At 62.2% G+C, this 10382-nt stretch carries 8 protein-coding genes; all 8 read right to left on the bottom strand.

The genetic code is table 11. From position 1 onward, the window contains the following. Nucleotides 1-112 precede the first annotated feature (112 nt). The 8 genes from IGS55_RS27705 to IGS55_RS27670 all read right to left on the bottom strand — a co-directional run bounded on the left by IGS55_RS27705 (nt 113) and on the right by IGS55_RS27670 (nt 9928). On the bottom strand, nt 113-2164 hold the full coding sequence (locus IGS55_RS27705; RefSeq protein ID WP_230519539.1) for an esterase-like activity of phytase family protein: 2052 nt from the start codon (nt 2162-2164) through the stop codon (nt 113-115). Between the two features lie 71 nt (nt 2165-2235). Further along, nucleotides 2236-3162, bottom strand: coding sequence for a helix-turn-helix domain-containing protein (locus IGS55_RS27700; RefSeq protein ID WP_128139925.1), 927 nt, complete (start codon nt 3160-3162; stop codon nt 2236-2238). Nucleotides 3163-3217: 55 nt separating this feature from the next. Continuing rightward, on the bottom strand, nt 3218-4135 hold the full coding sequence (locus IGS55_RS27695; RefSeq protein WP_230519540.1) for a helix-turn-helix domain-containing protein: 918 nt from the start codon (nt 4133-4135) through the stop codon (nt 3218-3220). Between the two features lie 15 nt (nt 4136-4150). Then, the gene (locus IGS55_RS27690; RefSeq protein ID WP_230519541.1) at nt 4151-5626 is read right to left on the bottom strand and encodes a mannitol dehydrogenase family protein; all 1476 of its coding nucleotides are present in this window, start codon (nt 5624-5626) and stop codon (nt 4151-4153) included. A 1-nt stretch (nt 5627) separates the two neighbouring features. After that, nucleotides 5628-6674: an ABC transporter ATP-binding protein gene (locus tag IGS55_RS27685; protein ID WP_176390915.1), complete on the bottom strand. Its 1047-nt coding sequence runs from the start codon at nt 6672-6674 to the stop codon at nt 5628-5630. A 149-nt stretch (nt 6675-6823) separates the two neighbouring features. Next, nucleotides 6824-7642, bottom strand: coding sequence for a carbohydrate ABC transporter permease (locus IGS55_RS27680; RefSeq protein WP_230519542.1), 819 nt, complete (start codon nt 7640-7642; stop codon nt 6824-6826). 10 nt (nt 7643-7652) lie between these two features. Beyond that, nucleotides 7653-8513, bottom strand: a complete 861-nt coding sequence (locus IGS55_RS27675) for a carbohydrate ABC transporter permease (RefSeq protein WP_230519543.1) — start codon at nt 8511-8513, stop codon at nt 7653-7655. A gap of 110 nt (nt 8514-8623) precedes the next feature. Continuing rightward, a complete protein-coding gene (locus IGS55_RS27670; RefSeq protein ID WP_230519544.1) occupies nt 8624-9928 on the bottom strand; it encodes an ABC transporter substrate-binding protein in 1305 nt (434 codons plus the stop codon). Nucleotides 9929-10382 lie beyond the last annotated feature (454 nt).

The following is a 10382-nucleotide window of genomic DNA, read 5'->3' as shown; positions in this document are numbered from 1 at the left end:
AAGATGTTGACAGCGGTCGATACCGTTCGCAATACCACGAACGGCATGAGGGGAATAATACAAGGTCGGATTAGCGGCGCGCGCGCCGCGTAATCCGACACTGCACATCACATCAATACGTATTGAGCGCCTTGGCAAACTTCACGATCCACAAGCGGCTTGGACGCTCGCGGTCGTCGCCGCGCGCCACGCGGATGGTGTTGGCGGCGTTGCAACCGGCGGTGCTGCTCGTGACGATGGTGCCGCTGGCATCGACCGTGCACTTGCTCACGTCGGCGCCATCGACTTCCACGCCATTCGCGTCAAAGACCTTGGTTTTCAGGCCGAAGTCATTGTCGTTGGCCAGCGCGATGGTGGAGTCGTCGATCAGGGTCAGGCCTTCGGCCTTTTCCGCCGCCCAGCCGATGGCGTTCAAGTCCAGTAACATGGTTTTCTTCAGCGGCGTGACGGCGGCCCAGTCGGCGCCATTGACGGCGGCGCCGCCCATGCTGCTTTTTTCCAGATCCGACGTCGCCGCGTTGAAGGCGACGGCCGCGATGTCGGTCGCGCCCTTCAATTCGACCAGCATCAGTTTATTGAACACCTTGCCCGACGGAGCGGCGCCCTGCTCAATGACGAGGAACTTGCCGCCGCCCAGCGCCACCATGTCGCCCAGCTTGGCGTTGCCCGTGCGGCCATCCTGGTAGTCGGCCGCATTGAGCGGATACGCATACATCTTGCCGCTGCTGCCCGTCACCGGATCGAATTCGATCCAGCGCGTGAAGCGGGCGAAGCGCTCGACCTGTTCATTCTTTTTCGTCACCGAATACGGCGCAGTACCGTCGGACAGGGGGCTTTGCAGGAACGCGTACAGCTTGTCGTTGCTCGTGTCCAGGGTCATGCCTTCCATGCCGCGGTTGGCGCGGCGCTTGGCGAACAGCGCCGGCAAGCCCTTGCCCGGCTCGTACTTGGCCTGGATGATGCCGGTGGCCGCATCGATCTTGACGATGAACGGGCCGTATTCGTCGGACACCCACAGCGCGTTGCGCTTGGCATCGACGACGATGGACTCCGAATCGAGACCGCCCGCATTGAAGACGGCCTTGCCAGCCGCGTCGAATTTCATCGCATCCATGACGGGAATCTCGGCCGAATTGCCGACGGCGCCCACTGGCACGGGCAAGCCCGAGCTGTTGACGGTGGCCGACACCTTGATCGGCGTCGACGAACTCAGGACGGCGCCGTTCTTGCCCACCGTGAGTACGCCGAACGAGGGGGTGAAGCTCGGTGACGGGAAGATCTTGCTGCCGATCGTGCCCTTGCCCGATGGATCTGGCACCAGCGGGCCGTCGCCGTTCGGGCCGCGGTCCGTCAAGCCATAGAATTCCAGGTCGCCGTTGGCGTTCTTGCCCTTGTAGGCCAGGCCCGAGCCGTACGATGGCAAAAAGCCGTTCGGGAATTCGCCCTTGATCTTGGCGTTCGCGCCTTCGTACGGCACGTAGAACTTGCTGTCCGCCTGGATCTGGTAGCGCGTCACCGTCACTTTGACTTCGCCGACCGGGTTGGCTTGAGTCAGCGCCTCGTTGACGGGCGCGCCCGCTTTCGAGGCCAGGGTATCTTCGAAATGCTCGCGCGCGAGGGCGCGGCGTTCCGCATCGACCGTGCGGCCGGCAAATTTTGCGCCCACGGCCGCCAGATGCGCGGACAGGGCCGCGTTGAAGACGGCCGGGACGGCGGCAAAGTCCAGGGTCTTGCCGGCCAGCGCGGCCTTCACTTCCGCCGTCAGCTTGATGCCGTTCGACGGATCGCTGTCTTCATCGAGCAGTTGCAGCGCCAGCAGGCGGTTGACGACCTTGTCGTCCGCCACGTTGGTGCTGGCGGCCAGTGCCAGCGGCGTGACGACGGCGCCGCATGGGGCTGAGCCCAGGGCCAGGCCGCCCACGCTGAAGGCTACCGTGTCGCCCGGGTTGCAAATGAACTCGCCCTTGGCATTGGTGCTGGCCTTGGCCGCGCTGCCAGCCACGTAATCGAGTCCTTCCACCGCGCCGTCGAGGAACACGCCCGTCTGCGCCACGGGCTTGGCCTGCTCATTGTGGCTGTCGCTGCCGCCACAGGCGGCCAGGGCCAGGCCGGCGGCGATGGCCAGCAGGGTCAGTTTCGGGGTGGACGTTACGGCAGTCTTCATGCATTCCTCGGCTAGGGTGGGGTTGAAGCCGTGGAGGATAACTGTTCAAAGTGACAAGCCCATGACAGGCATTACGGTGGTGGCGTATCCGCAACAGGCCCGCCGATGCCGCCAAAGCGCCCATCGGCCTGGCGCCGGAATTCCTTGGGCGTGACGCCCTTCACCTGCAAAAAGCGCCGGTTGAAGTTGGCCACGTTCTGGAAACCCACGTCGTAGCAGACATTCGATACGTATTGATCCGTGTCCATCAGCAGCTGGCAAGCCTTGTTGATGCGCAGGCGGTTCATGAAATCCGTGAAGCTGTTGCCCGTCGCCTTGCGGAAGAAGCGCGAGAATTTACTCAGCGACATGCCCACCTGCTCGGCCAGCATTTCCGCCGAAATCGGCTCGCGGTAATTGTCCGTGATGTAGTTGAGGACGGAATTGACCTTGGCCAGGGTGGCGTCATCGTCGTAGGAACGCAGGGAGGCGCTCGACAGCAAGCGATAGTTGGCCGTGCGCGCCAGCTTGCTCATTAATTGCACGAATTCGGCGAAGCGCTCGGCGCCGTGCGTGGCGCGGATGCGCGCCAGATGCTGTTCGGCCTCGTGGCCCATGTCGAAAAACTCCACGCCATAGCTGGAGCGCTCGAGCAGCGGCAGCAGCTCGCGCAATTCGGGAATGACGCGCGCGGCGCCGGCCAGCGGCGCGTGGGCGAATTGCACGATCATGTCGCGCAGGGCCACGCCGCCTTCCGGCATGACGTTGGATATCCAGTTGTGCGGCAAGCGCGGCCCCGTCAGCACCAGGTGGCCGGGCGAGAACTCGCCGATATAATCGCCCACGAACAAGCGCCCGCTGGTGGCGACGATCAGGTGCAGCTCATACTCTTCATGGCAATGCCAGCGCACGCGCGAGCTGGGATAGCCGTGTTCCAGGTAATTGATGATGCCGTCGTAGCTTTCGCGTTCCAGTTCGGGCGCCTTGCGCTCGCCGTCCTTCTGCCATCGGTATTCCATGCTCGTCTCTCCCAGGCTGTCCCCGCCTGTGCCATCCAATGTACCTCAAAAAGCGTCACTCGCCAAAGCGGCCCAGCGCCTGCTGGCGAAATTCCTTCGGCGTCATGCCCTTCAATTCCAGGAAGCGCCGGTTGAAATTGGCCACGTTATTGAATCCCGCCTCGTAGCAGATGTTGCTGACATAGCGCTCCGTCTCCATCAGCAGCTGGCACGCCTTGTTGATGCGCAGGCGGTTGACGAAGTCCGTGAAGCTGTTGCCCGTGGCGTGGCGAAAGAAGCGCGAAAAGGTCCGCTCGGGCATGTCCACCTGCTCGGCCAGCTGCTTCAGCGAGAACTGGCTGCTGTAATTGTGCACGATGAAGTTGATGGCGGAACTGATGCGCGCCAGCGCCACGTCGTCGTCGCTCGACTGCATCGGCACCGTCGACAGCAGCTGGTAGTTGCTGGTCTGCGCCAGCTCGCCCAGCAAGGTCAAAAATTCGATGAAGCGCGGCAGGCCGCTGCTGTCGCGGATGCGCCGGAAGCGCCGCAGCGACTGTTCGCTGACGCCAAAGAATTCCACGCCATGCAAGGCGCGCTGCAGCAACGGAAAAATATCCTTCAGCTCGGGAATGGTGGCGGCCATCGACGCCAGCGGCGCATGCGAAAACTGGACCACCATGTCGCGCAAGACCACGCCTTCGGGCGGCGTGCCGAGCGAGACCCAGTTGTGCGGCACGCGCGGTCCCGTCAGCACCAGGTGGCCAGGCGTAAACTGGCCGATGTAGTCGCCGACGAAGACCTTGCCGCTGCTCTCGACGATCAGGTGCAGTTCGTACTCGTCGTGGTAATGCCAGCGCACCAGCGCATTCGGAAAGCCGTGCTCGAGGTAGCGGATGAAGCCGAAACTGCCTTTCGGCTCGAAGCCGGGCGTGGCGTCGCGCTGCTGTTCCAGCTCCATCTGCGGCAAGCAAGCGTCGGCTTTGCGTGGCATGGCGCGCCCTCCCCGTCAAGCCACGATCTGTTCCAGCGCCGCGCGCGCGCCCAGCCCATACAGGCTGGCCAGCGCTTGCGCCACCGCCTGCGTGAACGCTGGCGTGTCGCTCAAGTCGCCGAACAGTTCGCGCAACGACAGCAGCGCCGCAGCGTCCGCCCCGCCCTGCAGCGCCAGCACGCGCAGGCGCACCGCATACGGGTCGTTCAAGGGCATCTCGCATCCCTGCTCGTCGTGGCCTTCCAGGTAGCGGAACCAGCACGCCACGGTAAACGCCAGCAGCTTGAAGGCGCCGCCCTGCGCCAGCGCTTCGCGCACGGACGGCAGCACGAATTTCGGGATGCGCGCGGAACCCTCCGTGCCGATGCGCGCCAGCTGGTCGCGCACGGCCGGATTCGAGAAGCGCTCGATCAGGGTATCTTTATAGCGGGCCAGGTCGATGCCTTCCACTTCATCCAGCAATGGCGTGACCTCGTCATCCATCATGCGCCGCACGAGCGCACGGATGCCAGGATCGTTCATCGCTTCGTGCGCAAACGTGTAACCGAGCTGCATGCCGATGTAGCACAGGGCCTGGTGGCTGGCATTCAAGAGGCGCAGCTTCATCTTTTCATACGGCAGCACGTCGTGCGTCATCTGCGCGCCCACCTTTTCCCAGGCCGGCCGGCCCTGCGGGAACTCGTCTTCGATGACCCACTGGCGGAACGGTTCGCACACGACGGGCCAGGCGTCGATGATACCGAAGCTGTCGCGCACGAGCGCCCGGTGTTCATCGGTGGTGGCCGGCGTGATGCGGTCGACCATGCTGTTCGGGAAGCTGCCATCACTGGCCAGCCAGCGCGCCAGCTCAAGGTCGCGCAGGGCGACAAAGGCCAGCAGCATCTTGCGCGTCACGTCGCCATTGTTTTGCAGGTTATCGCAGGACATGATGGTAAATGGCGGCAGTCCCCGCTGGTGGCGCAGGGCCAGCGCGGTGGCGAGGTAGCCGAACGAGCAGCGCGGCGCCTGCGGGTGCGCCAGTTCATGCGCGATGTCGGGGTGTTGCGCATCGAATTCGCCCGTGCCCTGGTTCACATAGTAGCCGCCCTCGGTGATGGTCAGCGCGACGATGCGCGTGCCGGGGTCGGCCAGCTTTTCCAGCACGGCTTGCGGGTCGTCGGGCGCATACAGGTATTCGCCGATGCAGCCGATGACGCGCGCGCGATCGCCGGCCGCGCTGCGCTCGACCACCGTGTACAAGCCATCCTGCGCACGCATGGCGTCGCGCATGGCCGCATCAATCGCCAGCAAGCCCACGCCGCAATATCCCCATTCCACGTTGCCGGGCAAGGCCAGCAAATCGTCGAGGTAGACGGCCTGGTGGGCGCGGAAAAAACCGCCCACGCCGATATGCACGATGCTGGGCACGAGCGTCTCGCGCACGTACGCGGGCACGACCACGTTCCCTGGCAGCTTGGCCAGATTCGCCTGTTTCAGTTCAATGGCGCTCATTTCAAACTCCCTTGGCGGCGGCATAGGTCTTGCCGGCGCGGTCAAAATAATGGACGAAGCCCGGCTCGAACGTCAGATGCGTCTGCTGGCCCGGCTGCAGGCTGCTGCGCTCGGCGCCGCGCGAGACCACCTGCACATTGTTCGGCAAGCGCACATAGGTCAGGGTTTCCACGCCCAGCGACTCCACCAGGTCGACGGTGACGGGCACGCTGCCCGGCTGCGCCGCGCCCAGGTGCACGTGCTCGGGGCGGATGCCGACAAAACCGTCCGCCTGCGCCGCGCTGCCCGCTTGCGCCAGCAGCTGCGGCGCCGCATCGGCCGGCACCACGTTCATGCTGGGCGTGCCGATGAACTGGGCGACAAAGCGGTTGGCGGGACGGTCATACAGTTCCAATGGCGAGCCATGCTGCTCGATCTGCCCGTCGCGCAACACCACGACACGGTCGGCCAGGGTCATCGCCTCGACCTGGTCGTGGGTCACATAAATCGTGGTGGCGCCCAGTTCGCGGTGCAGCTTGGCGATCTCGATGCGCGTCTGCACGCGCAGGGCCGCATCGAGGTTCGACAGCGGTTCGTCGAACAAAAACACTTTCGGGTCGCGCACGATGGCGCGGCCGATGGCCACACGTTGGCGCTGGCCGCCCGACAATTCTTTGGGCGTGCGCTCCAGGTATTTCCCCAGGTCGAGGATGGCGGCCGCCTTGTCGACTTTCTCGCGGATGATAGCGGGATCGACGCCGGCCAGTTTCAGCGCGAACGACATGTTCTGGAACACCGTCATGTGCGGATACAGCGCATACGATTGAAAGACCATCGCCAGGTCGCGCTTGGACGACGGCAAGGCCGTGATGTCGCGCCCGTCGAGCGACAGCTTGCCGCCGTCGATCGGCTCCAGGCCCGCGATCAGGCGCAGCAGGGTGGACTTGCCGCAGCCGGACGGCCCGACGAAGACGACGAACTCACCCTGTTTAATTTCCAAGTCGATGCCCTTGATGGCGCGGTGCTCGCCAAAGAATTTTTCGATATTGCTCAGTTGAAGGTAAGCCATGATTTTTCTCAATTCTGATTTGTTTTTCGATGCTTTCAGAAACCGTAGCGAGCGGTTCAAGTTCGGTTTGAGTAGCGGAGCTGTGCGGATGCACAGTGAGCAACGGAGAGCCGAAATTGGGCCGCGCAGTAGGTTTATGGAGGCATCGATTATTTGACGGCGCCGAAAGTCATACCTTGGACCAATTGTTTCTGGCAGAACCAGCCCAGCGCCATGATGGGCGCGATGGCCATCAGCGACGCGGCCGACAATTTTGCCCAGAACAGGCCTTCCGGACTGGAATACGAAGCGATGAGCCAGGCCAGGGTGCCCGCGTTGGACGCGCCCAGGTTCAGCGACCAGAACGATTCATTCCACGACCACACCATGCAGACCAGCGCCGTGGAAGCGATGCCGCCCACGGACAGGGGCAGCACGACGTGGCGGAATTCGTCCCACACGGTGGCGCCGTCCATGCGCGACGCTTCCAGAATTTCGCGCGGCAGCTCCTTCATGCTCGTGTACAGCAGCCAGATCATGATGGGCAAATTCATCAGCATGAACATGATGGTCAGGCCGATGCGCGTATCGAGCAGGCCGAAGTACTGGTAGCAGATATAGATGGGCATCAGCGCGCCCACGCCGGGCATGTAGCGCGAGCTGAGCATGAATTTCAGCAAGCCGATGGTGCCGCCCGTGGGAAAGAACGCCATCGAATAGGCGGCCGGAATGGCGATCAAGAGGCCGATGGCCGTCGACAGCACGCTGGTAAACAGCGAGTTCCACGCGTAGCCGAAGTAATTGTCGCGCGCCAGCACTTCGCGGAAACTGTCGAGGGTCGGCGTGAAGAACAGCAGCGGCGGCGTGGCAATGGCTTGCCCTTCCGTCTTGAAGGCCATCAGGCCCAGCCAGAAGATGGGAAAGAACAGCAGCAGCGCGAACAGCCAGGCGGCGGCCGTGCGCCCATACAAATTGAGTTTGCTATGCATCAAGGTCTCCTTATTTCGACAGATTCTTGCCGATGACGCGCATCAGGAAGAAGGCGGCGATGTTGGCGATGAGCACGGCGAACAGGGCGCCTGCCGAGGCCGCTCCCACGTCATATGACAGCAGCGCCTGCTGATAGATCATGAAGGTGATGGTGGTCGTGTCGAAGCCGGGACCGCCGCCCGTCGTGGTAAAGATTTCCGCAAAAATTGACAGCAGGAAAATCATTTCGATCATCAGCACCACCGAGACGGCGCGGCCCAGGTGGGGAATGTAGAGGTAGCGCAACTGCTGCAGATAGCTGGCGCCATCCATGCGCGCCGCTTCCAGCTGCTCGCGGTCCATCGATTGCAGGGCCGTCATGAAGATCAGGCAGGCAAACGGCAGCCATTGCCACGAGACCATCATGATGATGGAAAACAGGGGATGCGCCGACAGCCAGTCGACGGGCGTGGCGCCAAAGAACAGACTGATCTGCGCGAACAGGCCGTAGATCGGATTGAGCAGCATGTTCTTCCACATCAGGGCATTCACGGCCGGCATGATGAGGAAAGGCGAAATCAGGAGCACGCGCACGATGGCGCGCCCCGGGAACGCTTCATTGATCAGCAGCCCCAGCGCCGTGCCCAGCACCACCGTGACCAGCATGACGGAAAACAGCAGGGTGAACGTGTTCTGCAAGGCCGGCAGGAACGAGGCATCGGTAAAGAAAAAGTGGAAATTGGCGAGGCCATGGAAAGGATGGCCGCTCGGATCGAGCATGGAATAGCGCACGAACGCGTAATACAGGGTGATCAGCAGCGGGATCACGGAAATGACGGAGACGGCGACCACGGCCGGCGTCAGCAAAGTCCGGGGAATAAAGCGTTTCATAGGGTTCTCTTGAGGCAATGGACAACAATCGCTAGCAGAAATCTGGGGTCAGACCCGTCGGGTCTGACCCCGGCTTTACGCTATTGGGGTACGCAAACTATGCAGCAGGCCTACTTGTAATACCCACCCTTGCGCATCTCACGCTCAGCCGTCTGCTGCGACAACTCCAGCGCCTGGTCCACCGTCACCTTGCCCAGCAATGCCGCCGCCATCTGCTGGCCGGCGGCCACGCCGATTACCTGGAATTCGGGAATCGATGCGAATTGCACGCCTACATATGGCGATGGCGGCAAGGTGCTTTGCACGGCGCGCGTGGTGGCCAGGGCCTTGCCTTCGGCGGCGGCAAATTTCGCCACTTTCTGGAACTCGGGGCTCGCATACGTCGACTTGCGCGTGCCCGTCGGCACGTTGGCCCAGCTCGTTTCTTTGGCCACCAGTTTCACGTAATCGGGCGAGGTGGCCCAGTTGATGAAGCGCTGCGCTTCATTCGGGTGCTTCGAGCTGGCTGGAATCGCCAGCGACCAGATCCACAGCCAGTTGGCGCCCCGCTCCGTCACGCCGACGGGCGACTGGGCAAACGCCACCTTGTCGGCCACCTTGCTTTGCTTGGGGTCCGTGATGAACGAGGCGGCGATCGTCGCGTCGATCCAGATGCCGCACTTGCCCTGGTTGAACAGGGCCAGGTTTTCATTGAAGCTGTTGGCGGCCGCACCCGGCGGGCCGTATTTCTTCATCAGGTCGACATACATGGTGACCGCGTCCTTCCACGACTTGCTGGTAAATTGCGGCTTCCATTGCATGTCGAACAGCTGGCCGCCGTAGGAATTGGCCATGGTGGTGATCAGCGCCATGTTGTCGCCCCAGCCCGGCTTGCCGCGCAGGCAGATGCCGTACACGCCGTTGGCCGGATCGTGCAGCTTGGCCGCCACGTCGCGCAACTGGTTCCAGGACGGGCGGTCCTCGATCGTCACGCCCGCTTTTTTCACCAGGTCGCTGCGGTACATGATCATCGAGCTTTCGCCATAAAACGGCGACGCGTACAGCTTGCCGTCGCCGGACAGGCCTTCGCGGATGGCGGGCAGCAAGTCGTCGATATCGTATTTGGCATCCGGCTTGATGGGAATCAGCCAGTTTTTCTTGCCCCAGATGGGCGTTTCATACAGGCCGATGGTCATCACGTCGAACTGGCCGCCCTTGGTGGCGATATCGGTGGTCATGCGCTGGCGCAAGACGCCCTCTTCCAGGGTCACCCATTTGAGCTTGATGTCGGGATTGGCCTGCTCGAAGAACTTGCTGAGCTTTTGCATTTCGATCATGTGGCCGTTGTTGACGGTGGCGATGACCAGGTCGGTGGCGGCAAAAGCGGACGAGCTGAGGCAGCCGGCGATCAGCGCGGCAATGGCGGAACGTTTCATTGTGTGTCTCCAGTGTTTTTTGTCGTTGGCAATGCCCGATTACTTGGCACCACGACCACAATGTAGCACCGGACTTTGATACTTTCTGATACTCCAAAACCGCAATTCGATACTCTTTTGCAAGCCCATCATGCGCAAGAGTATCGATATGTAGCAAAAACAACACTCTGAAAGAAAGTATCAGTACTTGCACGTTTTGTATCAGGGTGGTCAAAAAAGCGCTGCTAGACTTGGTTTTCGGCATTAGACCGTGTGCGGGTGACCACCTTCCGAGGCGCCACCGCTACCACCAACATTCTTCTGGAGACCGCATGAATCGCACTGCATTGAAAACTTTACCTGCCCTGCTCCTGGCCATCGCCAGCGCTTCCGCCATGGCCGACCCCATGTATCCATCCGATTCCGAAGGCTTCCACGGCTACCTGCGCGCCGGCGCCGGCAGCAATACCTCGGG

It is taken from the genome of Janthinobacterium sp. EB271-G4-3-2 (assembly GCF_020858035.1).
In the GTDB taxonomy this organism is placed as follows: domain Bacteria; phylum Pseudomonadota; class Gammaproteobacteria; order Burkholderiales; family Burkholderiaceae_D; genus Janthinobacterium; species Janthinobacterium aestuarii.
The sequence above is the reverse complement of the archived record's forward strand: the minus strand, read 5'-3'. Positions and strand labels throughout refer to the sequence as shown.

Bases quoted from the DNA above. Each gene is read 5' to 3' on its own strand.
- IGS55_RS27705 (WP_230519539.1), bottom strand. From the start codon at position 2,164: ATGAAGACTGCCGTAACGTCCACCCCGAAACTGACCCTGCTGGCCATC.
- IGS55_RS27700 (WP_128139925.1), bottom strand. From the start codon at position 3,162: ATGGAATACCGATGGCAGAAGGACGGCGAGCGCAAGGCGCCCGAACTG.
- IGS55_RS27695 (WP_230519540.1), bottom strand. From the start codon at position 4,135: ATGCCACGCAAAGCCGACGCTTGCTTGCCGCAGATGGAGCTGGAACAG.
- IGS55_RS27690 (WP_230519541.1), bottom strand. From the start codon at position 5,626: ATGAGCGCCATTGAACTGAAACAGGCGAATCTGGCCAAGCTGCCAGGG.
- IGS55_RS27685 (WP_176390915.1), bottom strand. From the start codon at position 6,674: ATGGCTTACCTTCAACTGAGCAATATCGAAAAATTCTTTGGCGAGCAC.
- IGS55_RS27680 (WP_230519542.1), bottom strand. From the start codon at position 7,642: ATGCATAGCAAACTCAATTTGTATGGGCGCACGGCCGCCGCCTGGCTG.
- IGS55_RS27675 (WP_230519543.1), bottom strand. From the start codon at position 8,513: ATGAAACGCTTTATTCCCCGGACTTTGCTGACGCCGGCCGTGGTCGCC.
- IGS55_RS27670 (WP_230519544.1), bottom strand. From the start codon at position 9,928: ATGAAACGTTCCGCCATTGCCGCGCTGATCGCCGGCTGCCTCAGCTCG.